Origin of the sequence: Sphingobium anseongense, from assembly GCF_037725245.1 — a bacterium.
Taxonomy (GTDB): Bacteria; Pseudomonadota; Alphaproteobacteria; order Sphingomonadales; family Sphingomonadaceae; genus Sphingobium.
This window is the reverse complement of sequence record NZ_JBBJUL010000014.1, coordinates 36,751-50,933: the sequence shown is the minus strand read 5'-3', so window position 1 is coordinate 50,933 and position 14,183 is coordinate 36,751. Positions and strand designations below refer to the sequence as shown.

Genomic DNA, 14,183 nt, shown 5'->3' with positions numbered 1-14,183 from the left:
TACACAAAATATCACACAATAAATCTTCAACATACCAAACCCGATAGCCATGACCTCCGGGCATCATACGCCCGCGGTGCCAACAGCTAGCGCCCGTTAGCGTACCCCAGCGCGGAAACCTTCGTCGCGAGCCAGCCCGCCACGCCTTGATCCGGGCGAGTGCCCGCAGGTCCGCGTGCGTCACAAGCCAAAAGCTGCGCGTGATCTCCACCGTATCGGGCATCAGCGGCACCAGCCGTGAATCGTTCGCACCGATGAAGTCGGGCAACACGCCTATCCCCGCGCCCTCCGCCAGCATTCGATGCTGAACATTGATGCTGGTGCTTGGGAGCTGAGCCTTGAGCCCGGCTTCCACCTCGTCAAGATAGTCCAGCTCCGGCGAGAAGTTGAATTCGTCGACCGTGAAGAAATCTTAAGCCTTTGATAGGAATGAGCTAATGGTCTGCTCGCGGTAATCGATTTTGCCAGATTTGGCGGTGGAACGGCCAGTTTTCTTGCAAATTGATTTTGTCGTTGAGGCGTGATTCAGTGGTCCTGACCGAGGGTTGGGAGGGCTGTGATGAAGCCGACCGAACGACGCGAGACGGGCCAGCGGGACATGTTCCGTTCGCGGCTCGATCAGATCATCGACACGGGGCACCCGCTGGTGGGGCTGGCGGGGAAGATCGACTGGACGTTCCTCGAGAGCCGCTTCGGCGAGGTCTATGAGGACAAGCCGGGCCGACCGCCGCTTGCGACGCGGCTGATGGCGGGGCTGGTGATACTCAAGCACATGCACGACCTCTCGGACGAGGGGCTGTGCGACCGCTGGGTCGAGAACCCCTGTTTCCAACATTTCTGCGGCGAGGAGTTCTTCCGTTCTTCCAGCACAAGCCGCCGTTCGACCGCTCGTCGCTCACCCGCTGGCGCCAACGCATGGGCGAGGAGCGGCTGATCGCGCTCGTCCAGGAGAGCCTGGCCGTCGCCACCCGGACGGGCGCGGCCAAGCCGAGCGATTTTTCCAAACTCACCGTCGATACGACGGTGCAGCCCAAGAATGTGATGTTCCCGACCGACGCCCGGCTGCTGCACCGGGCGCGCGAGCGGCTGGTGCGCCTCGCCAAGGCCGAAGGCGTGGCGCTGCGCCAGCCCTATGTCCGCGTCGGCAAATATGCGCTGATCAAGCACCAGCGTTACGCCCATGCCCGTCAGTTCAAGCGCACCGGCAAGGCGCTCAGGACGCTCAAAACCTAGCTCGACCGCGTGATCCGAGACATCGAGCGTAAGATCAAAGGCAAGGAAGATCTGGCGGCGCGGTTTGCCAGGCCGTTGCATCTGGCTGGCCGCGTCCACAGGCAGGATCGCCGCCAGCGCGGTCCCAAGGTCTACAGCCTGCGCGCCCCCGAGGTCGAATGCATCGGCAAGGGCAAGGCACACAAGCCCTATGAGTTCGGGGCCAAGGTCAGCGTCGCCACCCCGGTTCATCGCTGCAAGGGAGGTCAGTTCGTCGCCCACATCGCCGCGCTGCCCGGCAATCCCTATCTTCGAACCTCGTACGCCGGGAAACTATCTCGCCTCCGCCTGATCAGTATTCTTCACGGTCGACGAGTTAGATTTATAGCCAGAAAACGGCCAGTACCGATCCGCAGTCGCCAACCAGAGATCTAGTCGTCCGCAACATTCGCGAGGAGATCCTTGCGCAACATGCGCACGACATTCTCGATCCACACTTCGGTTCGAAGGGATCCGATCGTATCGCCCTGTTGGTGCATCGGGCAGATCGGCATCGACGGACCGATCACCAGAACCAACAGCATCCAGGTTGCCGCCACGGCATCGATGTCCGATCGATAGATGCCCTTTGCCATGAGCTTGCGGATCATACCTTCGAGCCGAACGGAATTGAATGCGCGCTGCTGGGAATAGAAGTTGCTGACGGGCGTGCCGGTACGGAACATTTCAATGTAGAAGAATGGGATAACCGCCGAATTTTGATAATAAGCGTCGATGAGCCCGCGCACTATGCGCTCGGTCGGATCATCATCGTTGGTGTCTATGTCGGCTTCCATCGCGGCCAGGTGCTGATCCAGGTCTTTCGCTGACTTCTTAAGCAGCGCCAGCAGCAATCCGTCCTTCCCCTGGAAATAATAGTTCACCATTCCCGCATGCGTTCCCGCCGCTTCGGCGATCTCGCGAGACGTCAGATCGAGATGACTTTTATCGCGCAATTGGCTTTCGGCCGCCATCAGCAGCGAATCGGATAAATTCCGATCGGGGCAACCATGCGGGCGTCCTCTCATCTCCATTCCTCTGCTAGCCGAGGCATTATAACTTGGGGGCTGACGCGCTCTTCTTGGCTACCTTCGCAGCAAATCCATCGCGAAGTCCCACCGCCATATGCCGACAATCATCCAGCTTCTTTATGCCAAACCATCATAGCGCGGCCACACCCATATTGTCCATGGGGAGACGTCCGCCCATCGCGCGCATTTGATCTGGAGCGTTAGCAAGCATGTCATCAGATGCGCTCCAGCAGCCGCTCTCGGGAACTGGAATTTCCTGGCCAGGGCGTCACCCGCGGTCCGGTGCTGCCCGGCGGCAAATGCCTTGCACACTCACGCCGAACCAGGCTCGATCGCGCGAATGGCATCCATTATCGGACCGAACATCGCTTCGAGATTGGCGGCCGGATCGTCGCCTATCGGCATCACCGTGATCGCATTGACGCCGACAGCGCCATAATCTTCTGCCGCGCGCAGCATGTCGGACGCCGTCCAGTCATCCTCGGCCTTGACCAGCGTGGTCACGTCGATGGTGCCCATGTCGCGTCCCAGCGCGTCGCAATGCCGCCGCAACACGCCAAGCTTGTGCGCCACGTCCGCCGGGCTGCCGAAAAAGTTGCAGGCGTCGGCATATTGCGCGACCAGGCGCAGGGTCTTGCGCTCACCAACGCCGCCGATCATGATCCGGGGGCGCGGCCGGGAAACAGGCACGGGGTAGCATAGCGTTTCGGCCAGCTGGTAATACTTGCCCGCAAACGGGCTATCAATGTCGCTCCACATCTGAAGGCAGATTTGCAGCGTCTCTTCAAGCCGCTCGAAGCGTTCGGCGACCGGCGGAAACGGGACACCCAAGCCGCTATGCTCGCGCTCATACCATGCAGCGCCCATGCCCAGTTCCGCACGGCCACGCGACAGCACGTCGAGCGTCGTCACGATCTTCGCCAACAGGCCGGGATGGCGGTAGGTCACGCCAGTGACCAGCAGGCGCAGGCGCAGGCGGTCGGTTACGCCGGCGACGAACCCAAGGGTCGTATACCCCTCCAGCATCGGATCTTCGGCGGGCGCCATATCGTCCATCTGGAAATAATGATCCATGAACGACAGGGCGCGAATGCCCACCGCCTCTGCTCGCGTCGCGAGATCGACTATTGCCGCGCCCATGGCCTGTGGCCCGCCTGCCCAATCGAAGCGCGGAACATGAAAATCAACGTCCATGATGGAACCTCCTTGCAAACGATGCGCGGGGAATGGCGGCACAAGAAGTCACGCGCGAAATGCAGTTTCGCCGATCCCCTATTATATCAGGCCCCATCAACACCGGCCGGTGGTTATGTTTCGGCTGTCGTGGATGAGTCAAGACGGGGCCTTCTCCGTTTCGGGTCGGCCTTCGGGCTGATGAAGGGGGTGGAGCAGCAGCGCAGCGGCAAAGGCCCCGGATCACACGGCCATCTGACCGATCGTCCATGTGGGGGGAGGGACATGTCCGGTTAAAACGGCCGTTCAATTATTCTGGTGGACCGTATGAGCGCAGGGCCACATGGTTGTTGCAGAAAGCCATCGGGCGGAATGACCGGAAAAGTTGAGAGGATGAGGCGGCGATGGATCATGCCAGGCGCAAAATCTTGGCGACTGGCGTCGCTCTGCTCGCTCCGCAAACTGACATAAGATCTTATCCGATTCCTCGTTCGCCGCGACATTCTCCAAGATGCCTCTCGGGCAACCATATTCGCGTTGCCGTCCATGGCCATAACAAGACTGCGAATATCGCAAGGGAGAGAGATAATGCACGCGTTAATAAGCGCTGATAAGCCCAAGTCTTTGGGTGTCGGCATCCGGCCCTGGCTGGTACTCGCGATGCTATCGGCGCTTTATACATTCTCTCTGATCGATAGAAATATTCTGGTTCTCCTGATCGGACCGATAAAAGCACAATTTCAGATCAACGACGTTCAGATCGGACTTCTGGTTGGCACCGCTTTTGCTGTTGTCTACGCCTTTCTTGGCCTGCCGGCGGGCCGCCTTGCCGATCGGGGCAACCGCAAGCTGCTGATCGCTGCGGGTGCAATCATCTGGTGCCTTTGCACGATCGCGTCGGGCTTCGCCGGCAGCTATGCCATATTGGTCCTGTTACGCTTGGGGCTTGCCGCAGGTGAGGCTGTACTGACGCCAGCCGCACATTCGATGATTGGAGATCTCTTCCCACCCGAAAAGCGCAGTCTGGCTGCCAGCCTGTACATGTCAGCTGGTCTGATCGGCCCGCCCTTGGCGTTTTCCGGCGGCGCACTTGTCATTTCAAGCATAGAAGCCGCAAAGGTCGGGGGCTTTCAAACCGATATGCAAACCTGGCAGCTGGCGCTTTTTGCGGTCGGCGTGCCGTCGCTGGCCGTGGCCGTCCTTTTCCTGCTGACGACGCGCGAACCGCAGCGGACTGTTGAACCTGGCACACCGAAGTCGCTCGTCAAAGGTGAGGTCATACGCCAGATCATATCCCGCAAGAGGCTGTATTCTGGTCTTTTTCTTGCCTGCACCTTTGCGGGAGGATGCTCCTACGCGCTCAATTACTGGGTCGTCGAGACACTTATGCGGGATTTTGGCTGGACCGCGGTAAAGGCCGGATCGACTCTTGGGCCGATCAACCTGGTGGCGAGCGTGGTCGGCGTCATGGGCGCGCCTTGGATGACCGCTCGATTGAAGGCCCGGGGACGCAGGGATGCCGTCGTTCTGGTCTGCATGGGTTGCATGGCCACCGCATTTTTGTCCTTGGCCGTCGGCCCGATCCTGCCGTCGGCCACGCTACGGCTGGCGCTGATTGGACTGGGGACGGCCGCAGCGCTGGGTGGGACCACCAACATCGTGGTTTCCATGCAGGAAGTCGCTCCCGCCCGCATGCGAGCGACATTCGTTGCGCTATTGTTCCTGGGAATTACGCTGCTGGGCGCAGGCGCGGTTCCGGTCCTGGTCCCGATGATTGGTGAAATCAGCCAGTCGATCGGCTTGAGCCGGGGACTAGCGATCGTTTGCGCCTCGCTCAGCGGCATTGGCCTGTTACTGCTCTGGTGGATACGCGACGCTTTCGAACGGGAAGCTATTGCCGGCTTCCCTGTCGTTGGCGCCCGTATCTAGCACTTCCGTTGCAATCATTTTGATACCGCTCGCCGGCCGGCGTTATGATGTACACGCCGGCCGGCGCAGCAACTTTGATGGCGACGTTATCCCGCACTACGGCGACGCTTAGTGACGGTTTCAAAAGTCCAGTGATAACGCAGGACATAGGCCATTGAAGTGCATGTGCTGGTAAAAATCTGCGCAGCAACGCCGAATGGGCGCATAAACAGCCCATTTCACGGGCCTATGGCAGAGCTACGCCATCATCCAGGCTATTGAACATCAGCTTGAGCATAGCCCACCGGATCATGGCAACGCTGTTCGGGATCAACGCTCGTGATCTTTATCGAGGCGACGGTAATCACCTAGCCATGCGAATGTGCGTTCAACAACCCAACGCTGTTTCGCGGGCCTTGTACATCTTGCTCTGTGGCTTCAGGGCCTTGATCGCAGCATCCGTCAGCATTCCCGCGCCACCTCCAAAAAGTACCGTCATGCGGGTTTTGGTGGTCCCGTGCGGAAAACATGGCTTAGAGCATCGAGCCTAACAGCAGCTGCCCGCCTGAGCGCGCGAACGGCAGATATCCAAGCTCATCGTGCACTACCAGGTCGAGCCGCGAGAGCTGTCCCGCCAGGGCCCCGCCCTTGCCGATCCGGGTCTCCTCTTTGAGGCGTGTCACCACACATGGTCACGCAAAGCACCGGGATCGTGCGGATGGCCCGCCCGGTCCAGATAGGTCTTGGCCGCATACAGGCGCAACCGATAATTGCCGAGCCGCTTGACGACCAGCCGCCCGCGCTGGGGCCGGGCCAGCATGACCGCCATGTCTGCCTCCCGCTTCGAGGGGTTGAGAAAGCCCGAGGCGGTGACCAGATCGAGCTGGATGCCGGGATATTGCATGTTGAAGTCCGCAACCGCCGGGGCCAGCACCCAGGTGCCAAAGCCCTCCGCGACCGACAGCCTCACCTGCCCGGTGGGACCGCCGGGGCTGCCGCCGCCATTGTCCATCGCCGCGAGCGCCGCGCTTTCGGTGGCCTCGGCATGCTGGAGCAGGCTTTGCCCACGCTCGGTCAGCCTGCGCTCGCCGCGCGCAATTTCGAACAGGGTCGCATCCAGTGACTGGCTGAGGCGCGCCAGTCGCCGCCCGATCGTGGTCGCGTGGATCCCGAGCGCGCGCGGCGGGGGCGATCCTGCCCGCTCGCGCCACGGCCAGAAAGGTGCGAAAGTCGTCCCAGTCGAACATGGCCGTACCCGGTCTGCAAAAATGCAGCATTGGTCTGCATATTTGTCCGATTGCCTGCGCAATCACAATATATCACTAGGGCGGCAAGACTATTTTAGGAAGAGGATGCAAGTCCATGCGCGACATTGGCCATAGGCTCGCAGCGAGCGTGAAGGCATCCGCCGCCAGCCGGTACGGCGATGTGTTCGATCCCAACAATGGCGGCGTTCAGGCGCGGGTCGCGCTCGGCGATGCGGCCCTGCTCGATCTCGTAGTCGCGGCGGCCAGGCAGGCACAGCCGGCATGGGCCGCCACCAATCCGCAGCGGCGGGCGCGCGTCATGTTTACCTTCAAGGCGCTGGTCGAAAGGAATATGGACGAACTGGCGCATCTGCTGTCGTCCGAACATGGCAAGGTCATCGCCGACGCCAGGGGCGACATTCAGCGCGGTCTGGAAGTCATCGAATTTTGCTGCGGCATCCCCCATGTGCTCAAGGGCGAATATACGCAGGGCGCCGGGCCGGGCATCGACGTCTATTCCTTTCGCCAGCCGCTCGGCATCGGTGCCGGCATCACGCCGTTCAACTTCCCCGGCATGATCCCGCTGTGGATGTCGGGCGTCGCGATCGCGACCGGCAACGCCTTCATCCTCAAGCCATCCGAGCGCGATCCTTCGGTGCCGGTGCGCCTGGCGGAACTGTTCAGTGAAGCCGGCCTTCCCGACGGCATTTTGCAAGTCGTGCAGGGCGACAAGGAAATGGTCGACGCGATCCTCGACCATCCCGATATCAAGGCGGTCAGCTTCGTCGGCTCTTCCGACATCGCCCATTATGTCTACAGGCGCGGCGTCGATGCCGGCAAGCGCGTGCAGGCGATGGGCGGGGCCAAGAATCACGGCATCGTCCTGCCCGATGCCGATCTCGATCAGGTGGTGAACGACCTGTCCGGCGCGGCCTTCGGCTCCGCCGGCGAACGCTGCATGGCGTTGCCGGTCGTGACGCCGGTGGGCGAAAAGACCGCGATCGCGCTGCGCGAAAAGTTGATCCCGGCGATCAACGCGCTGCGCGTCGGCATTTCGACCGACAGCGAGGCGCATTACGGCCCGGTGGTGACCGCCGCGCACAAGGCGAAGGTCGAGGCGTGGATCAGCAAGGGCGTCGAGGAAGGCGCGGAACTGGTGATCGATGGGCGCGGCTTCACGCTCCAGGGGCATGAGGACGGCTTTTTCGTCGGCCCGACCCTGTTCGATCACGTCAAGTCGAGCATGGAAGCCTACAAGCAAGAGATTTTCGGGCCCGTCCTGCAAATCGTCCGCGCCGACAGCTTCGAAGAGGCGCTCGCGCTGCCCAGCCAGCATCAATATGGCAATGGCGTCGCGATCTTCACCCGCAACGGCTATGCCGCGCGCGAATTCGCCTCGCGCGTCGATGTCGGCATGGTCGGCATCAACGTGCCGATCCCGGTGCCGGTCGCCTATCATACGTTCGGCGGCTGGAAGCGGTCCGCCTTTGGCGACACCAACCAGCACGGCATGGAAGGCGTCAAATTCTGGACCAAGGTCAAGACGGTCACCCAGCGCTGGCCCGACGGCAGCGCCGATGGCAGTAACGCCTTCGTCATTCCGACCATGGGGTGATAGGTCACTATTATCACCTCACCTCAACCCGGAACGGACAAAGCATAGATGAGCGGCCAGTTCGACCTCAATGACGACCAGCGCGAGATTCAGGAACTGGCGCGGCGTTTTACGGCAGATGCGATAACCCCGCATGCGGCGGAATGGGACGAAAAGCACATCTTCCCTCGCGACACGATCCGGGCGGCGGCGGAGCTTGGCTTCGGGTCGATCTACGTATCCGAAGCATCCGGGGGTATCGGCCTCGGACGGCTGGAATCGGCGCTGATCATGGAAGCCATGGCCTATGGCTGCCCCGCCACCAGCGCGTTCATCTCGATCCACAATATGGCCGCGTGGATGATCGATCGCTTCGGCGGGCAGGTGGTGAAGGACACATATCTGCCCTCGATGATCGCGATGGACCGGCTGGGCAGCTATTGTCTGACCGAAGCGGGATCGGGGTCCGACGCGGCGGCGCTCAAAACCCGCGCGGTGCGTGACGGCGATCATTATGTCGTGACCGGATCGAAACAATTCATTTCCGGCGGCGGCGAGAATGAAATCTATGTCGTGATGGTCCGCACGGGCGAGGAGGGCGCGAAGGGCATTTCCTGCCTCGTGATCGAAAAGGGGATGGAAGGCGTCAGCTTCGGCGCCAACGAGCGGAAGCTGGGCTGGCACGCGCAACCGACCGCACAGGTCAATTTCGACGGCGTGCGCGTGCCGCTCGACAATCTGGTCGGCGGCGAGGGCGAGGGTTTTCGGATCGCGATGATGGGGCTGGACGGCGGACGGCTCAATATCGGTGCCTGCTCGCTGGGCGGGGCGCAGCGTTGCCTCGACGAGGCGATCGGCTATACCAAAGACCGCAAGCAATTCGGCCAGGCCATTGCCGATTTTCAGAATACGCAGTTCACGCTGGCCGATATGGAAACCGAGCTTCAGGCGGCGCGGACGCTGCTCTATGCCGCTGCCGTCAAGGTGACCGAAAATGCGCCGGACAAGACCCGCTTCGCTGCCATGGCCAAGCGGTTTGCGACCGACACCGGATCGGCGGTGGTCGACCGGGCGCTGCAATTGCATGGCGGCTACGGCTATCTGATGGACTATCCGATCGAACGCTTCTGGCGGGACCTGCGCGTCCATTCGATCCTCGAGGGCACCAATCAGGTGATGCGGATGATCATCGGCCGCGAGCTGGTGCGGCCATGAACGGCATCCAGGCCGCGCAGGTACTGACGTCTGTCGAAGGCCGCGTCGGCCGTATCAGGCTGAACCGGCCCAAGGCGATCCATGCGCTCAATCCCGGCATGGTGGATATCATCACGCAGGCGCTGCTGGCATGGCGCGGCGACGATGCGGTCGTCGCGGTGATGATCGACCATGCGCCGGCGCCGGATGGCGACCCGAAACTGTCGCGCGGATTTTGCGCGGGCGGCGACATCGCGATGATCGCGCAAAGCGCGAAGGTCGATTGCGTCGAGGCGGACCGCTTCTTCTTCGACGAATATCGGATGAATCACCTGCTGTTCGTTTACAATAAGCCGGTCGTCACCTTCATGGACGGAATCACGATGGGTGGCGGCGTGGGTATCGCCGCGCCCTCGCGCTACCGCATCGCGACGGAACGGACGCTGCTCGCCATGCCCGAAACCGGGATCGGCCTGTTTCCTGATGTGGGGGGTGGCTGGTTCCTGCCGCGCCTGCCGGGCCGTGTGGGTGCATGGCTCGCCGTGACGGGTGCGCGGATCGACGGCGCGGATGCGCTGTCGATCGGGATGGCGACGCATTATATGGCTAGCGACCGGCTGGACGGCGTGAAGGCGCAAATCATCGCTGACCCCGGCCGTCTTTCCGAGATCCTCGATGCAGGCCGGACTCGTCCGCCGCCAGCCAAGCTGAATGCACTGCGCGGTGACATCGACCGGCTGTTCGCATCCGAGCGGTATGAGGATATTCTGGCCGCGCTGCGTACCGATGGCGCGGAGTGGGCGCAAAAGCAGCTTGCCCTGCTCGCCCCCAAATCGCCGCAGACGGTGAAGGTCGCCCTGCGCCAGCTCGCCGAGGGCGCACGCATCGCCGATTTCGCCGACAATATGCGCAACGAATATCGCATCGCCCGCCATGTCATCCGCCGACCCGATTTCGTCGAGGGCGTGCGCGCCCTGATTTTCGACAAGGACAATGCGCCGCGATGGAACCCGGCGAGCGCCGGAAATGTGACGGACGAGCTGATCCAGTCGCTTTTCGCGCCCCTGCCGCCGGAGCAGGAATGGACGCCGTTACCCGAATTGGGAGAGAGAGGATGACCGCTATGATCGCCATCATCGGGCTGGGCAATATGGGCGGCGGCATGGCCGGCAATCTCGTCAGGAACGGGTATGCGGTGCGCGCCTTCGACCTGTCGGAAGACGCGCTGGCCAAGGCTGAGGCCGCTGGCTGTCTGCGTGCCGCCAGTACCGCGGATGCGGTCAGCGGGGCTGACGCCGTGGTCACGATGCTGCCGGCGGGCGGGCATGTCGAGGCCGTTTATACAGGCGACGTCTTTGCCGCCGCGGCGAAAGGCGCGCTGTTGCTCGATTGTTCGACCATAGACGTCGCCACGGCGCGTCGGGTCCATGAGGCCGCAGCCGCCAGGGGCTTCGACATGGTCGACGCGCCGGTGTCGGGCGGCATCGCGGCGGCGGGGGGCGGCACGCTCACCTTCATGGTGGGCGGAAGCGACACGGCGTTCGAACGGGCAACGCCGATCCTGTCGGCGATGGGCAAGGCGGTGATCCATGCCGGCGGCGCGGGCGCGGGCCAGAGCGCGAAAATCTGCAACAACATGCTGCTGGGCGCGACGATGATCGCGACCTGCGAAGCCTTTGCCATGGCGCAAAAGCTGGGCCTTGACCCACAAACTTTTTATGACATTGCCAGCGTCTCTTCGGGCAATAGCTGGTCGATGACCAGCTATTGCCCGTTGCCCGGCATCGGCCCGACCACGCCCGCTGACAATGATTATCAGGGTGGCTTTGCCGCCGCGCTGATGCTCAAGGACTTGAAACTTGCCGTCCAGGCCGCGCAATCGGTCGATGCGAGCATACCCATGGGCAATGCCGCCGAAGCACTGTACCAGGCCTTTGCCAACTCGGGTCAGGGTGGTCGCGATTTCTCCGCGATCATCAAGATGCTGGGTTAATATATACCGCTAAGACGTCCTCACGCTGGCGTCGGCATCCGCCACCAACGGCATGGAAGAGCGCGCCTTTCATGCCGCGTGGATCACCAATGTCAGCAGCAGCGCGGTTTCGATCAGTTCGATGCCTGCGCCATGGCTGTCGCCGGATATCCCGCCCATCGTCCGGCGGACATACCAGCCCCACCACAAAATCAGCAATGGCGTGACCAGGAACGGGGGATAGAGCCACGCGCCCACAGCCAGCATGGCGGCCCATATCATCAGCGTGATCGGGCCAATCCCCGACCCGAACTTGGCGGCCAATCCCCGGTGCAATGGTTTGATCCGCCAAGCCCAGGCAAGTGGTCCGATCCGGGCGGCGAAAGGCACAAGAATGAGCGGGATGAAAGCGCCTGCATCGACCAGCATGTGCAGCAGCACCAGCTTGCCCAGAAGCTGAAGGACAATCGCGACGACGCCGAAGCTGCCGACATGGGGGTCGGCCAGAACGGCCAGCAGCCGTTCCCGCTCATCTCCCTTGGTCTTGTGCGCCGCTCCGCTGGCATCGGCAAGGTCGGACAGCCCATCCAGATGCAGGGCGCCGGTCACGCCCACCCAAGCAACCAGCGCGGCCATCGCGCCTATCGAGGAGCCGATCATGGCCCCCGCCCATGCGGCGCTCGCGACCAACGCCCCTATCACCAGGCCTACGGCAGGAAACCAGCGCATCGACCGCGCGAAGGCGGCATCGTTCACGACGATCGCGGGCGCTGGCAGGCGCGTCAGGAATTGCAGGGCGATGATGAAGCCCTTCACGGATACAGTCCTGTAATCTGCGCTGCGGTTCGCCGGCCAGCTTCCTCGCTCGGCCAGACGCGCAGCGACAGCAGGCAGCTGTAGGGCAGGTCGATCGCCCAGGTCTGGCGCGTATCGAAGCCGCACAGCACCGCGAGCGCCGCGCGCATCGCGCCGGCATGAGTGACGATCAGCGTCGGCCGCGCCGTCAGATCGTTCAGGGCAAGCGTCACGCGGTCTACCAGCGCCGACCAGCATTCTCCTTCCGGCGGCGGATGATCGTCGGGGTCGTCCCAGAAGCGCGACAAAGCCGCGCCTGTGACATCTCCGGGTGCCATTCCCTCCCATGCGCCAAAATCCAGCTCGCGCCAGCGCGGGTCGATGGACAACGGCATGCCGGTCGCAAGGCTGATCGCATCGCCCGCCAATCGCGCGCGTGACAAATCGGAAGAAATGAGCGCCTCGGACGCAATATTGCGCGTCCGGTCGACGCAAGCGGCGATCCCCGCCGCCGTGGGCCGGGCATCGGTGCGGCCGATCAGCCGGCCGGCGCCTTCCGGCTCCCCATGCCGCAGAAGATGGAGCGCAAAGCCGTTCACAGGCCGTCCGCCACCCCGGCTTGGGCAAATGTCGCCATGCCGCTGTGCGTGGCCAGCGCCGCCCGGATGACGCAGACGGCCACGGCCGCGCCGCTGCCTTCGCCCAATCTCATGCCCAGGGAAAGAAGGGGGTCTAGCCCCAGATGCGCCAGCAGGCGGACATGCCCCGGCTCGGCGGAACAATGACCCGCGAGGCAGTGATCGACGATGCCGGGGGCCGCAATGGCCAGCGGGGCGACGGCGGCGCAACTGATGAAGCCGTCGAGCACCACCGGCACGCGATGTCGACGCGCTTCCAAGACTGCTCCGGCGATCGCCGCGATTTCCCGCCCGCCCAGGCGGCGAAGGGTTTCGAACGGGCCGCGAGGCGCGTCATCGTGAAAGGCCAGCGCCCGTTCGATCACCGCCAACTTGCGGGCAATGCCGTCTGCATCCACGCCTGTGCCAGGTCCCACCCATAGGGCGGGCGCGCCACCATAGCTGTGGGCGCAGAGGGCAGCGGCGGCGGTCGAATTGCCGATGCCCATTTCACCCACGACCAGCAGGTCAAGTCCCGGCCTGACCACCGCAGCGCCCGCGGCCAGCGCGGACAGGCATGCCGCCTCGTCCATGGCCGGCGCGATGGTGAAATCCGCCGTGGGGCGATCGAGATCGAGTGCGATCACCTCAAGGTCGAGCCCTGCTGCCGCTGCCAGCGCGTTGATTGCCGCGCCTCCGGCTTTGAAATTGCGGACCATGGCGGCAGTGACGCTGGCGGGAAAGGCGCTGACGCCATGAACGACGAAGCCATGATTGCCCGCGAATATCGCCGCGCGGCCATGGTCGATCTTGGGCTGGGGCGTGCCCTGCCATCCGGCCAGAAACACCGCTATGTCTTCAAGCCGCCCCAACGATCCCGCAGGCTTGGTCAGGCTGGCCTGCCGCGTACGCGCGGCGGCGATGGCATCCGCATCGGCCATGGATAGGCTTCCAAGCGCCGCTTCAAAAGCGGCAGGGGAGCTGAACCCGCTCATTCGGCGACATAGCCGGGCGGCGGGGTGCGGGTGATGAAATGGCCTTTTACCCCTTGCGGCCATTGCTTGAACGGCACCCGGCCATGTTCGCTCGCCGCATAGTGGACCGCATAATCGAGGATGGCGGCGGCCGCCTCTTCGTCCGGCGTGAATCGACCCAGCACATAGCCGACCTTGCCCGGCGCGCGGAGGTGAACGGTGCAAAAGTCGGAGCATGCGAACAGGCACGGCATTTCCTGCACAGCGATTCCGGCATAGCGCGCATCGCCCTGCTGAACAGCGCGCAACGCCGCTACCATCCGTGCGCCACCGCGCGCCCCGCCGGCATCTTCCCGCTCATCCACGCTATGGCGGCAGGTGTTGCAGGCTACGATAGCGGCGCCATCTTCAACTTTTTTCAGCATTG

Annotated in this window: 11 protein-coding genes and 5 pseudogenes; 6 read left to right on the top strand and 10 right to left on the bottom strand. The window is 62.9% G+C overall.

Going from position 1 to position 14,183, the window contains the following annotated elements; genetic code table 11:
- Positions 1-268, bottom strand: a pseudogene (locus WG908_RS16585) (hypothetical protein); the annotation flags it as partial.
- 288 nt (positions 269-556) lie between these two features.
- Between WG908_RS16585 and WG908_RS15440 the strand changes: the two are divergent.
- A pseudogene (locus tag WG908_RS15440) lies at positions 557-1,521 on the top strand (IS5 family transposase); the annotation flags it as partial.
- Between the two features lie 122 nt (positions 1,522-1,643).
- On the opposite strand, the gene WG908_RS15435 reads toward WG908_RS15440, so the two are convergent.
- Together WG908_RS15435 and WG908_RS15430 are read right to left on the bottom strand one after the other, a co-directional pair.
- Positions 1,644-2,279 (bottom strand): TetR/AcrR family transcriptional regulator, encoded by a 636-nt coding sequence (locus WG908_RS15435; RefSeq protein ID WP_340187398.1) that lies wholly within the window; start codon positions 2,277-2,279, stop codon positions 1,644-1,646.
- A gap of 315 nt (positions 2,280-2,594) precedes the next feature.
- A complete protein-coding gene (locus WG908_RS15430; RefSeq protein WP_340187397.1) occupies positions 2,595-3,476 on the bottom strand; it encodes an LLM class F420-dependent oxidoreductase in 882 nt (293 codons plus the stop codon).
- A 567-nt stretch (positions 3,477-4,043) separates the two neighbouring features.
- Here WG908_RS15430 and WG908_RS15425 point away from each other — a divergent pair.
- Positions 4,044-5,384 (top strand): MFS transporter, encoded by a 1,341-nt coding sequence (locus WG908_RS15425; protein ID WP_340187396.1) that lies wholly within the window; start codon positions 4,044-4,046, stop codon positions 5,382-5,384.
- 312 nt (positions 5,385-5,696) lie between these two features.
- On the opposite strand, the pseudogene WG908_RS16580 reads toward WG908_RS15425, so the two are convergent.
- The 3 pseudogenes from WG908_RS16580 to WG908_RS15410 form a co-directional block, all read right to left on the bottom strand.
- A pseudogene (locus tag WG908_RS16580) lies at positions 5,697-5,801 on the bottom strand (transposase); the annotation flags it as partial.
- Between the two features lie 113 nt (positions 5,802-5,914).
- Positions 5,915-6,049, bottom strand: a pseudogene (locus tag WG908_RS15415) (ATP-binding protein); the annotation flags it as partial.
- Positions 6,049-6,610: pseudogene (locus WG908_RS15410) on the bottom strand (LysR family transcriptional regulator); the annotation flags it as partial. The pseudogenes WG908_RS15415 and WG908_RS15410, both read right to left, overlap by 1 nt.
- A 115-nt stretch (positions 6,611-6,725) precedes the next feature.
- Between WG908_RS15410 and WG908_RS15405 the strand changes: the two are divergent.
- The 4 genes from WG908_RS15405 to mmsB are packed head-to-tail and all read left to right on the top strand — an operon-like array spanning position 6,726 to position 11,391.
- Complete coding sequence (locus tag WG908_RS15405; protein ID WP_340187395.1) at positions 6,726-8,225, top strand: CoA-acylating methylmalonate-semialdehyde dehydrogenase; 1,500 nt, start codon at positions 6,726-6,728, stop codon at positions 8,223-8,225.
- A 48-nt stretch (positions 8,226-8,273) separates the two neighbouring features.
- On the top strand, positions 8,274-9,419 hold the full coding sequence (locus WG908_RS15400; RefSeq protein WP_340187394.1) for an acyl-CoA dehydrogenase family protein: 1,146 nt from the start codon (positions 8,274-8,276) through the stop codon (positions 9,417-9,419).
- Positions 9,416-10,516, top strand: coding sequence for an enoyl-CoA hydratase/isomerase family protein (locus WG908_RS15395; RefSeq protein WP_340187393.1), 1,101 nt, complete (start codon positions 9,416-9,418; stop codon positions 10,514-10,516). Before WG908_RS15400 ends, WG908_RS15395 begins: the two co-directional genes overlap by 4 nt.
- Complete coding sequence (mmsB, locus tag WG908_RS15390; protein WP_340187392.1) at positions 10,513-11,391, top strand: 3-hydroxyisobutyrate dehydrogenase; 879 nt, start codon at positions 10,513-10,515, stop codon at positions 11,389-11,391. Before WG908_RS15395 ends, mmsB begins: the two co-directional genes overlap by 4 nt.
- A gap of 69 nt (positions 11,392-11,460) precedes the next feature.
- On the opposite strand, the gene WG908_RS15385 is transcribed toward mmsB, so the two are convergent.
- Genes WG908_RS15385 through WG908_RS15370 form a run of 4 tightly spaced genes read right to left on the bottom strand, consistent with a single transcriptional unit; the run spans position 11,461 to position 14,181 of the window.
- A complete protein-coding gene (locus WG908_RS15385; RefSeq protein WP_340187391.1) occupies positions 11,461-12,186 on the bottom strand; it encodes an adenosylcobinamide-GDP ribazoletransferase in 726 nt (241 codons plus the stop codon).
- On the bottom strand, positions 12,183-12,764 hold the full coding sequence (locus WG908_RS15380) for a histidine phosphatase family protein (protein ID WP_340187390.1): 582 nt from the start codon (positions 12,762-12,764) through the stop codon (positions 12,183-12,185). The genes WG908_RS15385 and WG908_RS15380 overlap by 4 nt, the downstream gene beginning before the upstream one ends.
- Positions 12,761-13,777 carry a nicotinate-nucleotide--dimethylbenzimidazole phosphoribosyltransferase gene (gene cobT, locus WG908_RS15375; RefSeq protein ID WP_340187389.1) on the bottom strand — a complete coding sequence of 339 codons (1,017 nt, stop codon included), beginning with the start codon at positions 13,775-13,777 and terminating at the stop codon, positions 12,761-12,763. The genes WG908_RS15380 and cobT overlap by 4 nt, the downstream gene beginning before the upstream one ends.
- The gene (locus tag WG908_RS15370) at positions 13,774-14,181 is read right to left on the bottom strand and encodes a DUF1636 domain-containing protein (protein ID WP_340187388.1); all 408 of its coding nucleotides are present in this window, start codon (positions 14,179-14,181) and stop codon (positions 13,774-13,776) included. The genes cobT and WG908_RS15370 overlap by 4 nt, the downstream gene beginning before the upstream one ends.
- Between the last annotated feature and the right edge of the window lie 2 nt (positions 14,182-14,183).